Source organism: Paenibacillus sp. FSL M7-1046 (assembly GCF_038007405.1).
In the GTDB taxonomy this organism is placed as follows: Bacteria; Bacillota; Bacilli; order Paenibacillales; family Paenibacillaceae; genus Paenibacillus_AQ.
This window is the reverse complement of record NZ_JBBOXB010000001.1, coordinates 3,160,192-3,181,080: the sequence shown is the minus strand read 5'-3', so window position 1 is coordinate 3,181,080 and position 20,889 is coordinate 3,160,192. Positions and strand designations below refer to the sequence as shown.

At 48.9% G+C, this 20,889-nt stretch carries 17 protein-coding genes and 1 riboswitch; of the genes, 1 reads left to right on the top strand and 16 read right to left on the bottom strand.

The genetic code is table 11. The features are described 5' to 3' along the window. Positions 1-13: 13 nt before the first annotated feature. A complete protein-coding gene (locus NYE29_RS14015) occupies positions 14-1,075 on the top strand; it encodes an LLM class flavin-dependent oxidoreductase (protein WP_038596754.1) in 1,062 nt (353 codons plus the stop codon). 97 nt (positions 1,076-1,172) lie between these two features. Here NYE29_RS14015 and NYE29_RS14010 read toward each other — a convergent pair whose 3' ends face one another. The 16 genes from NYE29_RS14010 to NYE29_RS13940 all read right to left on the bottom strand — a co-directional run bounded on the left by NYE29_RS14010 (position 1,173) and on the right by NYE29_RS13940 (position 20,580). Further along, positions 1,173-2,108, bottom strand: a complete 936-nt coding sequence (locus NYE29_RS14010; protein WP_076114049.1) for a GNAT family N-acetyltransferase — start codon at positions 2,106-2,108, stop codon at positions 1,173-1,175. 114 nt (positions 2,109-2,222) lie between these two features. Beyond that, the gene (locus NYE29_RS14005; protein ID WP_076114050.1) at positions 2,223-2,459 is read right to left on the bottom strand and encodes a hypothetical protein; all 237 of its coding nucleotides are present in this window, start codon (positions 2,457-2,459) and stop codon (positions 2,223-2,225) included. Between the two features lie 163 nt (positions 2,460-2,622). Beyond that, positions 2,623-3,063 carry a hypothetical protein gene (locus NYE29_RS14000; RefSeq protein WP_340896434.1) on the bottom strand — a complete coding sequence of 147 codons (441 nt, stop codon included), beginning with the start codon at positions 3,061-3,063 and terminating at the stop codon, positions 2,623-2,625. Positions 3,064-3,157: 94 nt separating this feature from the next. After that, complete coding sequence (gene tnpB, locus NYE29_RS13995) at positions 3,158-4,246, bottom strand: IS200/IS605 family element RNA-guided endonuclease TnpB (RefSeq protein ID WP_340896433.1); 1,089 nt, start codon at positions 4,244-4,246, stop codon at positions 3,158-3,160. Between the two features lie 90 nt (positions 4,247-4,336). Further along, positions 4,337-4,453: a stalk domain-containing protein gene (locus tag NYE29_RS34585; RefSeq protein ID WP_179091867.1), complete on the bottom strand. Its 117-nt coding sequence runs from the start codon at positions 4,451-4,453 to the stop codon at positions 4,337-4,339. Between the two features lie 24 nt (positions 4,454-4,477). Then, positions 4,478-5,848 (bottom strand): hypothetical protein, encoded by a 1,371-nt coding sequence (locus tag NYE29_RS13990; RefSeq protein WP_340896431.1) that lies wholly within the window; start codon positions 5,846-5,848, stop codon positions 4,478-4,480. A 193-nt stretch (positions 5,849-6,041) separates the two neighbouring features. Further along, positions 6,042-9,098, bottom strand: coding sequence for a glycoside hydrolase family 2 TIM barrel-domain containing protein (locus NYE29_RS13985; protein ID WP_340896430.1), 3,057 nt, complete (start codon positions 9,096-9,098; stop codon positions 6,042-6,044). Between the two features lie 69 nt (positions 9,099-9,167). Next, positions 9,168-9,992, bottom strand: a complete 825-nt coding sequence (locus NYE29_RS13980; protein WP_076113989.1) for a carbohydrate ABC transporter permease — start codon at positions 9,990-9,992, stop codon at positions 9,168-9,170. Beyond that, positions 9,992-10,858, bottom strand: coding sequence for a carbohydrate ABC transporter permease (locus NYE29_RS13975; RefSeq protein ID WP_076114021.1), 867 nt, complete (start codon positions 10,856-10,858; stop codon positions 9,992-9,994). The genes NYE29_RS13980 and NYE29_RS13975 overlap by 1 nt, the downstream gene beginning before the upstream one ends. 132 nt (positions 10,859-10,990) lie before the next feature. Then, positions 10,991-12,292: an ABC transporter substrate-binding protein gene (locus NYE29_RS13970; RefSeq protein ID WP_340896429.1), complete on the bottom strand. Its 1,302-nt coding sequence runs from the start codon at positions 12,290-12,292 to the stop codon at positions 10,991-10,993. 286 nt (positions 12,293-12,578) lie between these two features. Next, entirely contained in the window at positions 12,579-14,345 is a 1,767-nt protein-coding gene (locus NYE29_RS13965) for a sensor histidine kinase (RefSeq protein ID WP_076113991.1), read from the bottom strand. A 21-nt stretch (positions 14,346-14,366) separates the two neighbouring features. Continuing rightward, positions 14,367-15,908: a response regulator transcription factor gene (locus NYE29_RS13960; protein ID WP_340896428.1), complete on the bottom strand. Its 1,542-nt coding sequence runs from the start codon at positions 15,906-15,908 to the stop codon at positions 14,367-14,369. Between the two features lie 200 nt (positions 15,909-16,108). Then, the gene (gene thiC, locus NYE29_RS13955; RefSeq protein WP_340896426.1) at positions 16,109-17,887 is read right to left on the bottom strand and encodes a phosphomethylpyrimidine synthase ThiC; all 1,779 of its coding nucleotides are present in this window, start codon (positions 17,885-17,887) and stop codon (positions 16,109-16,111) included. A 104-nt stretch (positions 17,888-17,991) separates the two neighbouring features. After that, positions 17,992-18,098, bottom strand: a riboswitch (TPP riboswitch). Positions 18,099-18,182: 84 nt separating this feature from the next. Next, the gene (locus NYE29_RS13950) at positions 18,183-19,001 is read right to left on the bottom strand and encodes an SDR family oxidoreductase (RefSeq protein ID WP_340896424.1); all 819 of its coding nucleotides are present in this window, start codon (positions 18,999-19,001) and stop codon (positions 18,183-18,185) included. Positions 19,002-19,031: 30 nt separating this feature from the next. Next, entirely contained in the window at positions 19,032-19,574 is a 543-nt protein-coding gene (locus tag NYE29_RS13945; RefSeq protein WP_340896422.1) for a PadR family transcriptional regulator, read from the bottom strand. A gap of 151 nt (positions 19,575-19,725) precedes the next feature. Beyond that, positions 19,726-20,580 carry a hypothetical protein gene (locus NYE29_RS13940; protein ID WP_340896421.1) on the bottom strand — a complete coding sequence of 285 codons (855 nt, stop codon included), beginning with the start codon at positions 20,578-20,580 and terminating at the stop codon, positions 19,726-19,728. Positions 20,581-20,889: the final 309 nt, after the last annotated feature.

The following is a 20,889-nucleotide window of genomic DNA, read 5'->3' as shown; positions in this document are numbered from 1 at the left end:
GAGGCGGATTTAAATGGCCCAAATGGATAATAGTATGGAGATAGGAATTAGCACCTTTTTGGAAACTACGCCCGACCCGGTGACCGGCAAGGTGATGAGCCATGCGGAAAGACTGCGCGAAGCAGTCGAAGAAATTGTTCTCGCCGATCAGGTCGGCCTTGATGTATATGGGATAGGTGAGCATCACCGTGCAGATTACGCAGGCAGCTCTCCCGCAGTTGTACTCGCGGCAGCTGCGGCTATGACGAAGCAGATCAGATTGACCAGTGCTGTTACCGTTCTGTCTTCAGATGATCCGGTTCGCGTCTATCAGGCCTTTTCTACCCTGGATGGCATTTCGAACGGAAGAGCGGAGATTATGGCAGGCCGGGGGTCGTTTATTGAATCCTTCCCCTTGTTCGGCTACAGCCTGGAGGATTATGACGAATTATTTGAAGAGAATCTGGAACTGCTGCTGGCAATCCGCGCATCAGAGAAGGTAACCTGGCGCGGCGGCCATCGTCCTGCTATCGATAATCTTGCAGTATACCCCCGCTCCGTTCAGGACCCGCTGCCGGTCTGGATCGCCACCGGGGGGAATCCGGAGTCGGCGATCCGCGCAGGGACGCTGGGGCTTCCGGTCGCTTTCGCCATCATTGGCGGAATGCCGGAGCGGTTTGCTCCGCTAGTGAAGCTTTACAAAGATGCCGCCGCACGCGCCGGACATGATCCTAGCAAGCTGCAGATTGCCACACATTCACACGGCTTTGTCGGGGAAACCACCGAGCAGGCCGCAGCCTTGTTCTATCCTTCCACCCAGGCGCAAATGAACGTCATTGGCCGTGAACGGGGCTGGAGCCAGCCGTACAACCGCGCAGCTTATGATGATGCCCGCAGCCTGCGTGGAGCTCTATATGTCGGTGACTCCGAATATGTCGCCGAGAAGATTATTTTGCTGCATAAGAATCTGGGCGTTACACGTTTCTTCCTTCACGTCAATGTCGGCACCATGCCGCACCGTGAGGTCATGCGCGCCATCGAGCTGCTCGGCACCAAGGTTGCGCCAATCGTGCGCAAGGAGCTTGCCCGCGGCTAAGTCAATCCTAATAAGTTCCCATACAAAAGGGATGTCCGGCAAGCCAGGAAATACGTGGCCGCCCAGACATCCCTTTTTTCAAGATATACTCCAAAAACTACTCAAGTGCTGTTTCCGTATCTTCATTCACTTTATGGCAAGAACTGCGCGCCCACCACGTTTCTGTAGAATAAGGACGAAAGCCGATATTGTAATAAAACTGCTGGGAGGAACCAACGAACGCTTGCTTTGCCCCCAATTGCCCGCAGCGTCTAACCCCTTCCAGAACCGCCGCCTTGCCCAGCCCCATCATCCGGTATGCCGGATCAGTTGCTACAGGCTCTACCAATGCGTAATCGCTCCCGGGAAGATACCACATGCCGCAGTAAGCGACAAACTCATCATTCGGAGCCGCCACTGCAATTTTTAAGTTTAAGTTCACATGCGGCCCGGATAGCTCGACTCTCCTGCTCTGCAGGGAATCAGGTGTTTCAGGAGCATCCCCCTCATGATTGAAGCCGCGCCATAACACTCTGTTGTATTTGTTCAGATCCATTTCATCTGCAAGGCTGACGATGCAGTATCCCTCCGGCAAGGTATATTGCGTGAAGGCTTCCTCAATCGAAATTACCGCATTGCGCTCACATCCCTGCGTCGGTTTAAAATCCAGCCCCGCAGCAATCTCCTGACAATCACTGTCGGAATCACGGATCAACACACTGATGTTTCCGTCTTTGCCCAGCTTTTCTATGGAGTACAGCAGCATTTCCTCTTTCAGAAACGTATACCCCGGATCAACAACAAACCATACATTCCCGACCGTCTGTTCATATGTAGCCAGAGCAACGATCTCCCCATCGTCCTCCCAGATCCCAATGTTGTGCAGATTGGAAAGGTCCAGCAGGGATAAAGAAAACATCCACTCCCAGCGTCCCCATAAGAATCCCTCGTTGATGACCTTCGGATGATTCAGCCGGATTAGAAACTCATGCACACGATGAAACTCCGGAGTGAATCCGGCTATCCCGGTGTAAGCCTTAAATGAAATCGTCATGCTCTCAGCCTCCATTGAACCGTTGTTACGCTTATTGTAGGAGAGAACAAAACTTTATGATATGCCGAGAATGGGTATAAGAATCCATCCTTATCAGCCGCCTACGGAATCAATCTACAATCTGCAAACAGTGATTTGTATAGGGGTGTCCTTAAATTCTTTCATTATGATCTCTTTTACTTTTTCCCATTGCAATTTATCCAGGCCACAGCCAATTTCAGGCAAGCTTGAATCTTTTCCGAAACTGTACAGCAATTCCAGCCCCATCTTAGCATCCGCTGAAATACAATGGGCCAGACAGTATTCTTCCGGCATTGAAAACAAGTCTTTCTTTATCTCCTGAAATTCCATCGGCATTCACTCCGTGCAAGGATATAGTCAAATCTATCAATTTTCAAAATCCGTGTTATTTACTTTATTGTACTCTTCCAATAGCTCCTTGTACTTCCCTTCCTGCCGGCTTAACATCCACTCGAACAATGTTCGGACCGCTTCAAAAATATACGGCTTAATCTTATTGTTCCCCGGGAATTTCCGAGATAAAATCCTTAGTTCCAGCCGAAAAAGATTTGGAAGCACTAAAAATCACATTACCCGCTTCGTCAAACGTACCGTATTTCACTTCCTCCATTTTCCACAGATCCATGAAATAATTGACCTTCCCGCTGCAATCAGGACGGGTTCCCCACTCCTCTCCATTGATGACTTTGTAGTAGGTGGAGATACCTCTGCATTCATAAATAAAGCTGTTGCTTTTCCCATATTGAAAATAATAAGTTCCGCCCGCTCCGCCTTCTTGATTCGGGATTAGTTCATCCTGCAGCGTAATACGCGGCAAATCAAGCGCTGCATTTCTGGACTTGACCAGCTCAGCACAGACCGAATCCTTCAACAACTCTTGACTCGTCTTTTGAACACTCCCGCCACCTGTAAAGGTGGGGGATTCTTGGGTCATTGCTTCCCTTGAAGCAAAATGTATCGATTTTCTCAAATGTGAAAAGTCGTACACCAAGCGATTCCTGTGGTTCCCACAGTTCTTTGCAAGACAGTTAAACCGCCATCATTATGATATTCTGTGCGGCATTTTCATCACGATCATGAGTCGTATCACAACCTGGACAGACCCATTGCCGCACTGAAAGATTTTTCACTTCGGGGTTGATGAAGCCACATACAGAACAGGTTTGGCTGGTGGGGGCAAAGGCATCCGCGATCTTAACCGTGCGGCCGTACCATTTCGCCTTGTAGGAGATTTGGCGTTCGAACTCACTCCAGGACGCATCGGCGATAGACTTTGCCAGTTTGTGATTTTTGAGCATATTCGCCACACGAAGGTTTTCTATACTGATCGTTTGGTTTTCACGAATCAGTTTGATTGTGAGCTGATGCAGAAAATCATGGCGGCAATTGGCGATCTTCTCATGAATGGAAGCAACCTTTTGCTTGGCTTTATACCAGTTAGAGCCGCCTTTGGTACGGCGAGCCATACGGCGTTGCCAATAGGCTAACTTCTTCTCGAAATGGCGATACCACTTGGGATTTTGAACCCGAAATCCATCGGAGCAGACGGCAAACTCTTTAAGGCCAAGGTCAACCCCAATCTCTTTGCTGGCTTGAGGCAGGGGCTTAACGTCAACTGCACAGACGATGGATACGAAATATTTGCCTGACGCATTACGGCGAACGGTTGCAGACAGAATGCGTCCCTCTAAGGCTCTGGAATTGGCAAAGGGCATCCATCCCAGCTTGGGAAGTTTGAGTTGACGTTCTTCCACAGCAATGTTGCCGTTCGTATACTTCGTTGTGTAGCTTTGAACAGGATGTTTACGGCTTTTGAAACGTGGAGCTTGATTCTGTTTTTTGAAGAACCGATCAAAACTATCTGCCACGTTACGAACCGATGATTGCAAAGCAATACTATCCACGGTTTTCAACCATTCGAACTGTTGTTTGAGTGCAGGAAGTTGTGTGGCACAACGATTGTAGGATAAGCCTTTGCCCTTCGCCTTATAGGTATCATTCCATAAGCCTAAAAAATGATTGAACACAAAACGGCAACACCCGAACATCTGATGAATGAGTTGCTGTTGTTCATTTGTAGGAAAGATACGATACTTATAGGCTTTATGAATGAGCATGCCAACACAACCTCTTTCGACGAAGTATATAGGGATATTATAGCACATACGTTCGTTTTCTTTGCAAAAAAACACCGATTCATCCCCAACCTATATAGGGTGGGGATGAATCGGCTTTCTTTGATAAATAACTACAGTTTTTGTTGGCGCATCCCATACCACATTTGCCTTAATCCCTTCCCCAATCCACCGAAAAGGAACATACAATGGGCTGGTTCGCTGCAAGGTTGGCTATTGGAACGACAGCCGCCCGCCAAATTGGCGGATATGGTTTGCGTCGGCCCACAAAATAAAATAATTGTAGAACGTTCCCCCGATTTGGACTGGGCGGGGGTATCTTACGATGAGGGCAGCCTGTTTGTTCATCTCCGCGGGTTGATCCGCTGACGGAAAAATGAAGCAGGCCTCCTGCTTTTGTATCGTCGTCATGACAATCTGGGGAGAAGTTCCGTAAGGCCTCAACGGATGAAAGGCTTCGGAGCTGCATACCTCGGCAATCTGGTTGCCTGCTGAAATGGCGGATACCTGAAAAAAACCGCCGGGCCCTTCGTACCTCACTTCGCTGACCGGGCGCCAGTCCGAGGGATACGGAAAGGACACCCGGTACACGGAGTTTGTGTAGATGCTTTTCGGCACCCTGATACGAGGAGACCATTGCAGGGCGGTAATATGACTACCGCTGAGGACATTCACCGGCATCGCCGCTCGGATATCGACAATCCAGAGTTGAGTTGCTCTTCCTGCATCAGTGCATCCCGATAAATAGGCGATTCTGCTGCCTTCCGGTGACCAGCTGACAGGAGTGGCGAAACAGTCCGAAGCCGCTATAGTCTTCTGCTGCTGACCGGTACGGCTGTCCATTTGGATGAGAGAATAATAATTCGGTGCCTTATAATCGCTTGCGCTATAAGCGATGGTTCGCGAGTCCGGAGACCATGCTGGAAAATAGTTTTTGGCGAGCGGCCCCCCTTCCAGCGTGTAGATGGTGCCGGTGGCCAGATCTACCGTGGAAATGATTGAGATGCTGCTGCCGGGAAACGTATAAAGCGCGAAGGCTCCGTCCGGGGAAAGCCGAACATCATGCAGCGGCCCCTCCGTATTCTGCGTGATTTGTCTCTTGTCTGTACCATCTGGCCGGATGCGGTAAAGCTGGGTGTTGCCGGTGGAATCCGGAGCAGCAAACAAAAGCTCCATGCCCGAAGGGAACCATTGGACATCACTGGCGCCCGGCTCCATGATGGTATTGCTGTTATGTGAGAATGTATCATAGATGACGATTCGCCCGTTTTTGACATACGCCAGAAACTTGCTGTCGGGGGACCAGCCCAGCAGCGAGTAGGGTTCGATTTGATCGATCCGGGCAACCCTAAACGTGACGGTATCTATTAGGTAGACCACGTTGCCAACGCCAATGAAAGCGACTCTCCTGCTGTCAGGAGACCAATAAGGAACGGAAAACTCTGTACCCAGTCCCTTGGTAAGTTGAAAATTAAAACCGTCCTGCGGTCGGTACAGCCAAATGTCGAACGTTCCGGCGCGTTCTGACGTGTAGGCAATCCACCCTTGAACAAAATCATGAGGAACAGCTTGCACGGCCAACATCCTCTCCTGAATCATCTTATCGTTCAAATGTATTCAGTGGAGGGCGATTAGGCTACAGTCCCGGACCGGCGGTTTATTTATAGCTCAGACCTCCGCCTTCATTGAACTCCTCTCTTCCAGAAAAAAACACAACCGGCCTTGGTCCATGAATTCAGGACAAAGGCCGGTTTACGGCTTTAATAAGCCTAACGTGCTATTTCTCTTCCGTTCCCACGCTTGAAATGAAAAACTCATATTCAAGACTTTGCTCTGCAGGAATGGTGTATTCCTTATATACTGGCGCGCCCCAGCTATCGTCTCCGCCTACGCCCATTTGTCTTCCTGCTACTGTCACTACGGTGTAATGAACCGCCGGAAGCTCAAACGCATGGCTGGCATGCTCCAGCTCGAACGCGGTATACGGCGACAAATTACATTCCACAGGAGCGGTTGCAGGGGCCGAGATTTGCAGGCCCACTCCCGATTTATCGGTAATCTTCACGCGGCGTACACCGGTGCGGTTACCAGATTCCTGCGGAACAAGGTAGCGGGACGGCAGCTCCTGTACGCTCCGGCTGAACACGCCAAGTCTGGCACCGTACGCACGGTCGATATAATTCTCTTCTGGTCCCATCGCATACCATTCCGTCTGGTCGTAGTCTGCCGGCATTTTGAAGGACAATGCCAGGATCGGCAGATCCGGAAGCCCCGCAGCGCCGTTGTAGCGGGTATGCACCCGTACCTTTCCGTCGCCGTAGACCGTATAGGCGGTTTGAACCGACAGCCCGGAATGGATGCTGAACCGGTAATCAAAGCTCACTGTGACTGCACCTTCCTCCTGTGCAAGGCTCACCTCTACACATTTACGCGACAGACTTGCAGCATACCAGCATCCGGCATTGTAGCCGAGATTGGTTCCTTTATCGTTGTCGGTCGCCGCCCGCCAGAACAGCGGAGCCGGAGGAGCCGCAATCATTTCGCGGCCGTGGATGTTCAAGGACACCAGAGAACCAACCTGTTTAGAGAACAGCACGGTGAAGCCCTCGCCGAGGACGCCGATCTGTACATCCCCTTCCACAACCTTCAGTTGGCCGGCTGGCTGCTCCGCTTCAGCTTCCTCTTGCACTACGAAGATGGACTCTCCAAAGGCAATTTCATATCCGGCCTCAGCCCAGAGCTCCGCATCCTTCAGCAGCAATGAGGCCTGAATGCTGTATTCGCCCGGGTTCCCGTCTGCTTGCGGCAGCTCGAACGGCACCAGCACTTCGCTTTGCGGTGCGGCATTGACGTCAGTTGTCCAAGCGCCGAGCAGCTCTCCTTCACGATACAGCCGGTATTCCAATGCCAAATGTCCGGTTCCTGCAAACAAGCTTTCATTAATGAGCCGAATGCCTGTTTTACCAGGCTCCAGCTTGTAGTTCTGGTACAGGAATTTAACCTCCTGCATTTTCGGCGTCCACTGCCGGTCGGCGTAGACAATGCCATTGCCACAGAAGCTGTAATCCGTCGGACGGTCCTGGAAATCGCCGCCGTAAGCAAAATACTCGCGGCCGTAGCGATCCTTAGTAATAATCGACTGATCGATATAATCCCAAATGAAGCCACCCTGGTACATCGGGTACTTATTCTCCAGCTCCGTGTACTTATGCATGCCACCCACCGAATTGCCCATCGCATGCATGTATTCGCAGCTGAGATAAGGCTTGTCCGGATTGCTGTTCAAATACTCTTCGATATCCGCCGGTTTGGCATACATCCGGCTCTCCATATCGCTCGTGGCATTGTAATTACGGTCATAGAACACACCTTCATAATGGACAAGACGGCTATTATCGCGGCTGCGGAACCAATTCGCCACATCCAGAATGACCTGACCCGCATACGACTCGTTGCCGCAGGACCAGATTAGAATGGATGGATGATTCTTATCCCGTTCCAGCATAGACTCTGCCCGGTCCAGCACGATATCGCGCCAATTCGGATCGTTGCCGGGAATGTTCCACGAAGGCTCAACAGCCCCCATCTTTTGCCACGAGCCATGGGTTTCCAGATTCATTTCGTCGATGACGTAAATGCCGTATTCATCGCACAGCTCATACCATAGTGTTTGGTTGGGATAATGCGACGTACGTACGGCGTTAATGTTGCTGCGCTTCAGCGTACGGATATCCCACAGCATGTCCTCACGGGTAATCGTCCGGCCGGTGCGGCAGTTGAATTCATGCCGGTTGACGCCTTTGAATACAATCCGCTTGCCGTTAATGCACATCAGCTTGTTCTTCAGCTCGAACCGGCGGAACCCCGCCTTCTGGACAATCGCTTCAATGAGCTTCCCCTGTGCATCGAGCAGCGAAATGCAGAGTGAATACAGATACGGATTCTCTGCACTCCACGTCAGAACATCCGCAATGTCTCCAGACAAGGTCAGTTCACGTCCGCTGAACCCGCCCTCCGCACTCAGACGGACCTGTCCTGCTTTATCCTTGAGCTCAATTCTTGCGCTAACGTTCTCCTGCGGAGTATCCAGCAGCTGCATTTGAACACTCAGGCTTCCTTGCGTATAAGTATCGTCAAGCTCCGCCCGCACCGCGAGATCCCGGATATGCTGCTTCGGAACAGTATACAAATAGACGTCGCGGAAAATACCCGAGAACCGCCAGAAATCCTGATCCTCCAGCCAGCCTCCGGTACTGCGCTGGTATACCTCGACGGCCAGCTTGTTTTTGCCTGTACGCACATACGGGGTCAGATCAAATTCCGACGGTGTAAAGCTATCCTCAGCATAACCGACAAATTCCCCGTTAAGCCAGACATAAAAAGCCGACTCCACCCCTTGGAAGGAGATATAGAGCGGTCCGTCCTCCAGGTTCGCCGGGAGACGGAATTCCTTCACATAGCTGCCGACCGGGTTATGCTCCTGCGGGATATGCGGCGGGCGGACATCACTTAGTCCATCCCACGGATACATCGTATTAACATATTGTGGCCGGCCGAAGCCCTGCAGCTGAATATGTCCGGGAACCTGGATGTTGTCCCATGCGGAGCAATTATAGGATTCCGCAAAAAATGACTCTACACGGCTGGCCGGATTCGGCGCATAGCTAAATTTCCAGCTGCCGTTCAGGCTATAGCGCATATCCATCGGCGCACCCGCCTCTGCCTTAGCCATGTCTGAATAATAACGGTGGTCCGAATGGGCCTCCAGCCGGTTCACCTTGAATACACCGGGGTCCTCCAGCCAGCTCAAACTTGGGGTAACTGCCAATTTCATTTCCTCCTTTAGAACATGAACATAAGAATGTTAGCTGCTTCATTCTTATGTTCAGCTTATTAGTCATTGTTATTTCACGGAACCAACCATACCGGCAACGAACTGCTTCTGCATCAGGAAGAAGACAAGTGCCGTCGGAAGCGTAGAGATGACAACCGCGGCCATAATCACGCCGAAATCCGGCGAATAACTGGAACCCAGATTGGAGATCAGCAGCGGTATTGTCCGTTTCTCCGGGGTCTGCAGCACAATCAGCGGCCAGAGGTAATTATTCCAGCTGGACATGAACGTAATAATGGCGGCAGCCGAATAAGTTGTCTTCATGGTCGGGACATAAATTCGGAAGAACAACCCCAGCTCCGACAATCCGTCCATCCGGCCGGCTTCCAGAAGTTCCCGCGGGAACATCTTGGAGCTCTGACGGAAAAAGAAGATCAGAAACGCCGTTGTGAAGGTCGGAAGAATGACCGCAGCCATCGTGTTGACTCCAATGAGCGGAGCTGTAGCGGACAGCTTTGAGAACATTTGATAGAGCGGTACCATCAACGCGGCGAAAGGAATCATCATGGATAATAATAACAAATTGAAGACGATATCCTTTGCTTTGCTGCGATAAATTTCAAATCCGTATCCGGCCAGTGATGAGATCAGCAAGGCCAGAATCGTTGTCGTCACAGAGATTTTGAGCGTGTTCCACAGAGCAGGCACAAGATTGATTGAATCCGTCAGGTTCTTGATATTCTCGATCAAATGACTTCCTGGAAGCATTCTTCCCTGAGTTACATCTACCGAAAGGTTTGTCGCGCTAATAATCATCCACAAAAACGGGAAGATCGAAACGATCGCTACAATGGACAGAAACACATAAATAGGTGCGCGGCGTAAGGTTCTCATTACTTATCATCACCTGCCAATTTGATTTGAAGGAAGGACAGTACAATAATCATGACAACGATGGAATAAGACACAGTAGCTGCGTATCCAAAGTCAGGGGTGTACTTGAACGAAAGGTTATAAATATATTGTGAAATGGAGAGCGTCGCGTTGCCGGGACCTCCCTTAGTAATATTCATGATTTCATCGAACAATTGCAGCGTCCCGATAGTCGAGGTGATCGACGTAAAGAGAATAATCGGCTTAAGCAGCGGTGCGGTGATCGAGAAAAATTGTCTGACCCCCGAGGCGCCGTCAATCCGCGCGGCTTCATAAATGGAGTTGTCGATGTTCTGCAGCGACGAGAGGAAGAAGATCATGTTGTATCCTGTCCACCGCCAAGTAATTGCGATAATAATCGTGACCTTTGCCCAGAAGGGATCGGAGATCCACTGAATCGGTTCGGATAACAAATGCATGTTCATTAAAGCCAGATTCACCAGTCCGTCATTACCAAACAGATATTTGAATACGACGGAGTATGCCACAAGCGAGGTTACGCAAGGCAGGAAAATAGCGGTACGGAAAAACCCTTTGAAGCGCAGCTTGCTGTCATTAAGGAGCACCGAAATAATCATCGCAAAAGTGATCATGAGCGGTACTTGCACAATCAGGAACAGAAAGGTATTCTTTACGGCGGTAAAGAAGGTTTTGTCGCTGAGCAGCCGTTTATAGTTGCTTAATCCGTCAAAATGAAGATTGGCTCCTGCGCCCGTTTTGAAGGAGAGCAGCAAAGCCTGAATCATCGGATAAAAGTAGAACAAACAAATCATGAGGACGGCCACAGCAATAAATAACCAGCCGGTAAGCTTAGCGCGGTTGCGCATGGTATGGTTCACAGCTCTCAATCCTTTCTCTATACAGGCGTGAATCGAAAAATGGATAAGCCGCCGTCCCCCCGCCAAGGCTCAAATCGGCCGGTACGGGGGGACAGCGGAGCAATCAGGTCCTACAAGGGGTTACTGGATTTGAGACTCCGCTTGGGACTGAGCATCGCCGAGCGCTTTATTTATATCCGTACCGTTCAGGTAATTCTGCATTTCAACCTTGAGGATATCCTCGATAGCATAGGTGTGCATGCCGTAGTTAACATTCGGAATTTCCGCAGTCCATTTTGCGAAGTCGGAAATGACCTTTTGTCCGCCAAAGTAGTTGTCTGCGGCAGTGTAAGCTTCGCCTTCAGCAGCCGGTTTATAGGTTCCGATAACGCCAACGTCGGTCACAAGCTTCTGGTACAGGTCAGTGTCGGAGCCGAGTGTTGCGCCCAGGAATTCAATTGCCGCTTCTTTGCCGTCGTTGTTAAGTACATACCAGGAGCTGCCGCCCAGGTTGGAGGCATGCACGGAGCCTGTCGCATTTTTCAATTTAGGGAATGGTACAACCGCCCATTTGCCGGACTGGTCAGCTGCCGATTTCACCGATGGTGTAATCCAGTTGCCTGTTGGAACGGATGCAACGGCACCGCTGTTGAAGCCGGCGAGGAACGAGCTCCAGTCGGAGTTAACCTTAACGATATCCGCAGACATCAGCTCTTTATAGCTTTCGAACGCTTCCTTCAGTACAGCATTGTCCTTCAGGTCAGGTGTTGTACCATCGCTCTTCAGATACCAGGAGCCGGCGGATTGGATCATCATCCGGATCAGCCCCAGATCGTTCGGGTCCTGGGTCAGCATATCTTTGCCAGTTTTAGCTTTTACCGCTTTGCCGATCTCAATGTACTTCTGCCAGTCGATATCCTGCAGATCGTCAACTGTGTAGCCCGCTTCCTGCAAATAGTCTGTGCGGACATACAGGCCTACAACCCCGGAGTCGAAAGGAACGCCATATTGCTTGCCGTTAAAGCTGGTTGGTCCGATCTTATAGTCGGCGAAATCAGCGGGTTTAATAGCATCACCGAGCTCCTGAAATGAGTCTGGATACGTTTGCAAAAAGCTTTGAGCACGGTAATCTTCAATCAGAACGATATTCGGCAGACCCGATGCGCTTCCCGAGTTGAGGCCGGTGTTCAGCTTCTGAATAATATCATCCTGGGCATATTCGATAACGTTGATTTTAGCATCCGCATGGTCTTTCACATACGCATCCTTCGCCAGATTCATTGCGGCGATATTAAAGTTTTTGTCCCATGCCCAAACCGTGATCTCCTTGGAGGTGCCTGTAGCTTCCCCATTGTTGGTATTTGCCTGGTTATTGGCGTTACTGGAGCAGGCTGTCAGCAGCATAAAGCCGGCGAGCAGAAGAGCAGTAGCTTTTTTCTTCATGATGTATATCCCCCTAACGTATATTTGAAAGTGCTTTCTTTATCAAGAATATCATCCTGGTCCTTCATTTCGTTAGAAATTAATTTAGTTAAAATAGTGATAATATTGTCTTTGTATCCGCTTCCACGGAGAGTGAATTAGCATTTATTTTCTCCTTTCGCACTTTTTTTAGGTAAATCCCCGTCCAACAAACATCGCACATACAAAAAACCGGCGCCGTTTATAAGGCGCCGGTTCATGGCGTGGCTTGGATAGTATGCTGCAAAAACACCGGTTCAATCCGTAGTCAGCAGGGAATTTTGATAGAAACCTTCGTCCCCTGCCCCGGTGTGCTGGAGATGGATACGCCGTAAGGCTCACCGTACAGCAATGTCAGGCGGTCATGAACGTTGCGGATGCCGATGCCGCTGAACAGCTGCCTGCTGACGGACGAGGCGGGAATCGAATCTTTGTTGTCCAGATCCATCCCATCTCCCGTATCAACCACCTCGCAGTGCAGCGTATCCCTGTCCTTCATTATGGTGACATAGATATAGCCGGAGGTTTTGATATTGAACGCGTGAAAGAAGGCATTTTCGATAAAAGGCTGAAGAACCAGCTTGGGCACTTTAGCAGACATGCAGTCCGGTGAAACGAAGTAATCCACCTTAATGCGGTTGCCGTTGCGAACCTGATTAATATATACATAATGCTTCAGGTTAATAAGCTCCTCTTCCACTGTAATCGTCTCGTTCACATTGCTGATGGTGTTCTGGAGCAGGGAAATCAGCGCATGAATCGTCTCGGTCGCCTGTTCCTTGCTTCCTCTCTGCACCAGAATATTGACTGACGCCAGCGTGTTGTATAGAAAATGGGGATTGATCTGCTGTTGAAGTGCGGCCAATTCCGCCTTCCGCTGCTCCTTTTGGGTCTCCACAAGCTGACCCACATAATCGTTCAGCTCTTTAAGCATATAGTTGTATGCGGTGCTGAGCTGCCTTGTCTCATAAGTGCCGGTGACCGACATGTAGTTATGGAAACTTTTTTTGGTCACATTGGACATTTTTTTGACCAGGGTGCGCAGAGACTGCGTCAGCCTCTTCGTCAGAAAATAGATGACGAGTACGGCTACGGCGGCGATTGCTGCAACGATCAGAAAAATCGCCTTTTTGTCCAGCAGCGTGCCGATTGTCTGTTTCTTATCAATCAGATTCACAATATATAGATTGTACGAAGGCAAATAGTCCGCCAGCACGATGACCTCCCGCCCGCCGATGGAGAGCTCCTGACTGGACAGGCCCACCTCAGCGATCTGCTGCGCGCTTTCCAGCAGGTCGGGAGACATGCTGCCGATTTGCTCCGTCCGATTACTGGACACGATCTGGCCCGATTTATCCAGAAACATTACATCGTTTCCCTGACTCGTAAAGCTGGCGTAGTTCTTGCGGAAATCACTTTCACGGGTGAACATATACAACGTGCCGTACGGCTTGGATAGACCCGGGGCGGTCAACGCCTTGGCGGCGACCAGATAACGGCTTTGTGAATTGAACGGGCTGGCGTCCATAAAGCTGTAGAAGAGCTGCCCATTGCGTTCCTGAGCGGCCTTTGTAATGGGATTGTTCTTCAACTCTTCTGAGGAGCCCGACCAGTAGGTAACATCGCTGGTGTAGCTTCTTCCGTTCACACCCAGAATGGAGAGGCCGATATTGGTCCCTCCGATACCGGACTGAATGCGGTCCATTTGATCCCGCATACTGTAATACCGCTTGAAGTTCGCCAGTGAATTGATATCCTTCTCCGTCATGAAGCTTCTGATCACGCCGCTCTGCCCGACTTCAATAGCGCTGTTGACGGTTGCATAATGGGAGTTCTCCAGCGCACTTTTGATCTGGTCGATAATCTTGGAATTGGTGATGCTGAAGGTTTGCACGAACAGCTTTTGGGACATTTGTACGGTCACTCCGGTAATCAGGACGGTAACCAGAATGATGCTGATGACCATGACGGCGAATATTTTACTGAACAGGCTTTGATCCTTGAGCTTTGTGAGCCATTTCTCCGTTAGTCCCATTTCGGGCTCCTTCCCGCTGCATTAGCCTTTCCGGTATTGACTGGGCGAGATTCCCATCAGCTTGCGGAATACTCTGGTGAAATAGCTGTGGTCTGAGTAGCCCACAAGACTGCTGATTTCGGAAATGGATAGACCGGCATTTTCTTTCAGCAGCAGACACGCCTTTTCAATCCGCACCCGGTTTAAATATTCGTTGAAGCCCTCTTTGTTATGTAGCGCAAAATAATTAGACAGATAGGACGGGTTGAAATGAAACTGCCTTGCCACTTCGGTCAGCGTAAGCTGGCGTGAATAATGCTCGTCGATATATAGTAAAATTTTTTGAATGGCTGGTACTCCGCCGCGGTTCTTGGTTACACATTCCGTCGCAGCTTGCAAAAACTGCTCAAGCCGTATCTCCGTTTCACCGATATGCCGTGCCTCATGAATGGAGCGGAAGAACTCATATTTGCTTTCGTCCAAGGCGCGGGCCTCGTAATGGAAATGCAGCAGCATTCCGATGATCTGAAACATACTGTGGCATAAAAACGATTTGAACTCGAACATCCCTGTATCTCTCCGGCCAGACATGGACGCAACATATGCGCTCAAGCGGCCGAAAGCCAAATCGAACTCCTGCCGGTTCAGCTCTGCGCCGAAGGCATCCTGATCGAAAGCGGGACCCTGCCCCCCCTCCTCGCCGTTATCTACCAGTAAACAGTGATCCGGGAGAAAGAAGCGGCGGTCCAGCAGCTTCATCAGATCATCCGTATAGATCGTATGCAGTTCACTCAGCTCAGTGAAAGCCCGGCTGACCGCGAGATTCAGGAACATATTTGCACGAATGCCCGCGGTGAATACCTGATCTGCAAGACGGACGAGCGCCTCATACCCAGCCTCCTCCAGATTAAACAACAGGCGGACATGCCCCTCCAGCGGAGACAGCCGGCGGAAGGTTACCCTGCTGCCGCTGCTTTGCAGCAGAGAACGAATACTGTTCTCCAGCCACTCCTCTTTGCGGCTATTCGCAGCGGGTTCGTCGCCCGTATCAGCAATTAGCAGCACGAAGCCCGGAAAGGGGAACATCACCCGCAGCGCTTCCTCGTCGTACTCCACTGGAAAGCCGGAAAGCAGTTTGTCCAGAATATAGTCCGCGGATTGCCGCTTGTCGCTTCTCCAGTCCACATGCTGAAGCAGCGGAATCCGCTGCGCGGTCTTTTTCAGAACGGCAAGCAGGGAAGCGGCCTCCAGTCTGGGCTTCAGGATATAGTCGGCAACCCCGCTTTGGAAGGTCGAACGCACATATTCGAACTCACTGAAGCTGCTAAGCACGATCACCTCAATTTCCGGATACACCCCCTTGACGAGCCGGATCAGCTCTTCCCCGTCCATCACAGGCATAACGATATCGGTCAGGATGATATGCGGACGCTGTAATTCAATTAATTCAAAAGCCTCTCTTCCGTTGGAGGCCTCGCCCGCAATCTGAAACCCTTCCCCTTCCCAGTCCAGCAGATGGATTATCCCCTGCCGTACCAGCATTTCATCGTCCACCACCAATATTTTGCAGAACGTTGTGTCCATGGCTTCTCCTTTTTGGGAACAAAAATACACTAAAAAACAAAATGAAACCCGCTTGATTAAGGGGTTCCATCTCACCGAAACAAACTTATCTATCAGAAATGAAACAGCTTTCATAATCTGATTTACATTATAGGTATACGCCCGGAGACTGTCAATTGAGAGGGAGGAGGGCGATTAGGCTATAGTACCCGGCCGACAGTTTATTTATAGATCAGACCTCCGCCTTCCTTAAACTCTTCTGCTTTGTACCGCATCCCAGCGGTAATCATCTCTTGCTCCGGTTCTTCTTGTCCATCCTGCAACCTCGCCGTATCGCGGATACCATGAGAAATGCGCATACTGCAGAACTTGGGTCCACACATAGAGCAGAAATGAGCCGTTTTGGCCCCTTCCGCCGGAAGAGTCTCATCATGATATTCCAGCGCCCGTTCCGGGTCGAGCGACAAATGGAACTGGTCCCGCCAACGGAACTCGAAGCGCGCTTTGGAGAGTGCGTTATCCCGATCCTGCGCCCCCTTGTGTCCTTTGGCCAAGTCGGCTGCATGGGCGGCAATTTTATAGGTGATGACGCCTTCCCGCACATCATTTTTGTTAGGCAATCCTAAATGCTCCTTCGGGGTAACATAACACAACATCGCCGTGCCGAACCAGCCGATCATCGCCGCTCCAATAGCCGAGGTGATATGATCATAGCCGGGTGCAATATCCGTAGTCAGCGGACCCAGTGTGTAAAAAGGAGCGCCATGGCAGAGCTCAAGCTGTTTATCCATATTCTCTTTGATCAGATGCATCGGTACATGGCCCGGGCCTTCCACCATCACCTGAACATCATGCTTCCAGGCAAGCGAGGTTAATTCCCCCAACGTCTCCAGCTCGGCAAACTGGGCTTCATCATTAGCATCGGCAATGGAGCCTGGCCGCAGCCCGTCACCTAAAGAGAACGCAACATCATAAGCCTTCATGATTTCACAAATATCCTCGAAATGTGTATAGAGAAAGTTCTCCTGATGATGGGCCAGGCACCAGGCCGCCATAATCGAACCCCCTCTGGAGACGATACCCGTCATTCTTTTGGCCGTTAATGGGATGTAACGCAGCAGTACCCCGGCGTGAATGGTGAAATAATCCACTCCTTGCTCCGCCTGCTCGATCAGAGTGTCCCGGTATACCTCCCAAGTTAAATCCTCGGCCTTGCCGTTTACTTTTTCCAAAGCCTGATAGATAGGCACTGTCCCGATAGGTACCGGAGAGTTGCGGATAATCCATTCACGGGTGGTGTGAATATTTTTGCCTGTCGACAGATCCATAATATTATCCGCTCCCCAGCGGGTAGCCCATCTCATCTTCTCTACTTCTTCATCAATGGAAGAGGACACCGCCGAATTCCCGATATTGGCATTGATCTTCACCAGGAAATTCCGCCCGATAATCATCGGTTCACTCTCAGGATGGTTAATATTCGCTGGAATGATCGCACGGCCGCTGGCTACTTCCTCTCTAACAAACTCAGGGGTTACATTTTCCCGGATTGCGATAAATTCCATCTCCGACGTAATCAGGCCTCTGCGCGCATAATGCAGCTGGCTGACATTGCCGCCTTCTCTGGCTCTCAAGGGCCGACGCTGCAATCCCGGAAACACCTCTGCCGCCGACTTCTCCGTGAGATTCCCGTTATCCTCCGGCTTGACCGTTCTTCCTTCGTAAGATTCGGCATCTCCCCGCTCCGCGATCCACTGAAGCCTGTGAGGCGTTAACCCCTTGCGGATATCGCTATAGGCTTCATCATTAGTATAAGGCCCGCTTGTATCATAGACATGGACAGGAGCATTCTCCGCTTCTCCGGCCGTACCCGAGGTTCGGCTTAATGTAATCTCGCGCATTGGAACTTGAATATCAGGCCGTGAGCCCTCCACATACACCTTGTGACTTCCCGGAAAAGCACACAGATCGACCTCATGTTTCTTCTCTTGATTCGGCATCTTGTTTCCTCCTTAAGGTTTAAATAAATAAGAGTGCGCGCAAAAAAGCCGCTCCACATGGAGCGGCTCAAATATCCATATAAGGCTAACGCCAACAATGAAATAAAGGTCCGACTCCACTTTCCTACGCTGGTATGATCCAGATCAGGTTCAAGGGTCCAGGAATGCATTTTTCCCGTCTCAGCCTATTCAGGCTCCCCTAGTGGTTTCTTATTTAGTTATGTTTAAGTTACAGAGAAATCCAGCAATTGTCAACGGTGCTCTTAATAGAGCTTTGGATAAACCTGTCCTCTTTTTATGAAAAATGCTGAGCTATATTACTTAGATACTCTTCCTCAACCGTATTTTTCTTCATACTTATGAGCATTTCCGCATCTTCTCCCACTACATAACGGAATTTGCTTGTACCGTCTGTGGCCGCTTGATAAATAGTGTCAGCTACAAGTTCTGGTGCCGAGGCATAGTCTGGAGCTTTTTCCATTTCCCCTAATTTACCCAGAAAGGCAGTAGTGAATGATTTATAATCCGTTAAGCCATCATTAAAAAAGAACTCCATCGATCTTCCGCCAAAGTCCGTGCTAATGGCTCCTGGTTCAATCAACTTTACTTTGATGTTTTGGGATGCTAATTCAAAAGATACGGATTCAGAAAAACCTTCTACCGCGAATTTAGTGGAGTGATACAGAGACATCGTAGGAAAGGTCACGATCCCTCCCATTGAAGAGATGTTGATTAGCAACCCTTCCTGATTAGATCTAAAATGAGGCAGCATGGCTTTAGTCATACTAATAAGACCAAAAACATTCACTTCAAATTGTCTGCGGATCTGCTCATCCGTAGCTACTTCTATAAGCCCCATTGACCCATATCCGGCATTATTCAGGAGAACGTCAATTTTACCAAACCGCTGAATAGCTTCAGCCAATGCAGATTGAATGGTATCTGTTTTCTCAACATCTAACCGCAACACCAATACATTGTCCAATGTAATGAATTCAGTTTCTTTTTCAGGTGCACGCATCGTGGCTACTACGTTCCATCCTCTTTCAGCAAAATGTTTTACAGTAGCTCTCCCAATGCCAGATGAAGCACCCGTGATGAATATTGTTTTCATTAAAATTCCTCCTAAAAGTATCTGAATTCGCTAAATGCTGCTCTTCTCTTCCTCTAACTGCTCCATGCTTAACAATCCCCCGGCAATGGTTGCAAGTTTAGCTTTATATTCTGCTATCCCAATCTGGATGCAAATGATCTGGGCCGGGTGCATTTCATCTTTATAATGTGAATACTGCTCTAATAACTGATCTAACTTTTTTTGTGATTCCTCTTGTACTTGCTTCAACCAGAAAATCACCTTGTCATACCCCACAAATCGGCCAAAATAAAGCCTCATCATAAAATCGGATTTCTTACTACTGTCTCCCTCTAGTGGCGCTAGTAAATAGTCGTTAAAACAATCTCGCCCTTTAGCCGTTATGTTATAAACATTCTTGTTTGGCTTACCTTTCTGGGGCACAATTTCCTTGGTTATTAATTCTTCCTTCTCCATTCGGGCAAGCGTAGGATAAATCGTGCCATAACTAGAGCTATAGAAATTAGACAACACATTCTCCAATAACTGCTTTATTTCGTAGCCAGTCAACGCTTCTTTCATGAGCAAGCCTAAAATAACATCCTGACTGTTCAAGAATAGCTCCTCCTTATTTAAAAACATCTACATATTACACTTATTAATATATCAGACCAATATATATCACGTCAATATATAATACTTAAGCAAAAAAACCGAGTGAAATCAGGAGTGAATGCCTGAAATCAACTCGGCTTGTCATTTGTGCTTAATTTGCTGAACTAAAATATTCTGATAAAATCCCCACCAAAACTTGCTTATAATCATTTAAGTCATAAGAAGAGTTATTTACTTTTTTCTTGGCTATGTTTATGCCGTTAAATATTTCTTCTTCTAATTCCCTTCTTGCCTTCAGTACCTCCAAGGTTCCTTCTAACCCTGTATAACCCTGTTTTTTTCCATACCCTTGGTTAGTATAATATTCAATAAATCCCTCCGACCATTCTTTAGGTCTTTCCGTAACGGCCTTTCTGAAAGAATGATCAAGATCATTCTGCTCTACGTAAAGCAGCAATGGATTCAGCCGCTCCACAATCGCTGCCAGTTCCAGAACATAATTTATAACGTCTTCCTTCTGTGCACCATATTTAATCATCCCAATGGTTACAGGGTTTTGTATAAAACAACAATCAAAAATAAAGGTGTCTGAGCCATTTAAAACACTCGCCGCAAATCCCTTCCAACGCTCTGTTATCAGTTTCCTGTTTTGAGCTAGCGACAATTCATAAACATCACTTTTGGCAACTGTCTGCAATAATTCATCTGGAAAATCGGGCCCATATTCATTTGCGATTTTTCGATATTCCAGGAAATAATGGTTCCCTTGTTTAATCACACGATTATTCAACAAATCTCGATACTTCACATGGGTATTCAATAATTCATCGAATTCATTTTTCTCCAAATAGGCGACTCCCTCATAATCCGCTGGATGCTCCAAATCCCCTTCTAAAAACAGCTGAGGTTTAAGGTTCATTTCCGTAAGAATTTCATGAACTAATTGAGCCGTTGTTGTTTTCCCGAATCCTGGTAATCCCTCAATCAAGACTAACTTCGGTTTCATAATAAAATCCCTCCAATCATTAGTAGGAGGATATGTAGGTTAGGAGCGATAGAGATGCGGTTTCCCACAACATTAAAAGCGGATACCCTAAGGTATCCGCAGAATGGGTTTACATTACACCTTTCCCTGCATACCCTGTAAGATTAAAGAAAAGCATGCCGAATAAAATAGTGTAATCACTATTACAGGCATCCTTTCGCATTGTTAATCTTTACAGAGTAATCCACATGATCAGGTTAACGCTCCTTTGTATGCATCTCTATTAGTTAGATTAACATTGAGCAGAGATAAATTCAATCCGGGAGTCTT

Excerpts from the sequence above, each read along its gene's own strand:
- thiC (WP_340896426.1), bottom strand. The coding sequence starts at position 17,887 with ATGCCGAATCAAGAGAAGAAACATGAGGTCGATCTGTGTGCTTTTCCG.
- NYE29_RS13985 (WP_340896430.1), bottom strand. The coding sequence starts at position 9,098 with ATGAAATTGGCAGTTACCCCAAGTTTGAGCTGGCTGGAGGACCCCGGT.
- NYE29_RS13970 (WP_340896429.1), bottom strand. The coding sequence starts at position 12,292 with ATGAAGAAAAAAGCTACTGCTCTTCTGCTCGCCGGCTTTATGCTGCTG.
- NYE29_RS13940 (WP_340896421.1), bottom strand. The coding sequence starts at position 20,580 with ATGAAACCGAAGTTAGTCTTGATTGAGGGATTACCAGGATTCGGGAAA.
- NYE29_RS14000 (WP_340896434.1), bottom strand. The coding sequence starts at position 3,063 with ATGACCCAAGAATCCCCCACCTTTACAGGTGGCGGGAGTGTTCAAAAG.
- NYE29_RS13975 (WP_076114021.1), bottom strand. The coding sequence starts at position 10,858 with ATGCGCAACCGCGCTAAGCTTACCGGCTGGTTATTTATTGCTGTGGCC.
- NYE29_RS13980 (WP_076113989.1), bottom strand. The coding sequence starts at position 9,992 with ATGAGAACCTTACGCCGCGCACCTATTTATGTGTTTCTGTCCATTGTA.
- NYE29_RS13950 (WP_340896424.1), bottom strand. The coding sequence starts at position 19,001 with ATGAAAACAATATTCATCACGGGTGCTTCATCTGGCATTGGGAGAGCT.
- NYE29_RS13990 (WP_340896431.1), bottom strand. The coding sequence starts at position 5,848 with ATGTTGGCCGTGCAAGCTGTTCCTCATGATTTTGTTCAAGGGTGGATT.
- NYE29_RS13960 (WP_340896428.1), bottom strand. The coding sequence starts at position 15,908 with ATGGACACAACGTTCTGCAAAATATTGGTGGTGGACGATGAAATGCTG.
- NYE29_RS14010 (WP_076114049.1), bottom strand. The coding sequence starts at position 2,108 with ATGACGATTTCATTTAAGGCTTACACCGGGATAGCCGGATTCACTCCG.
- NYE29_RS14005 (WP_076114050.1), bottom strand. The coding sequence starts at position 2,459 with ATGGAATTTCAGGAGATAAAGAAAGACTTGTTTTCAATGCCGGAAGAA.
- NYE29_RS13965 (WP_076113991.1), bottom strand. The coding sequence starts at position 14,345 with ATGGGACTAACGGAGAAATGGCTCACAAAGCTCAAGGATCAAAGCCTG.
- NYE29_RS14015 (WP_038596754.1), top strand. The coding sequence starts at position 14 with ATGGCCCAAATGGATAATAGTATGGAGATAGGAATTAGCACCTTTTTG.
- tnpB (WP_340896433.1), bottom strand. The coding sequence starts at position 4,246 with ATGCTCATTCATAAAGCCTATAAGTATCGTATCTTTCCTACAAATGAA.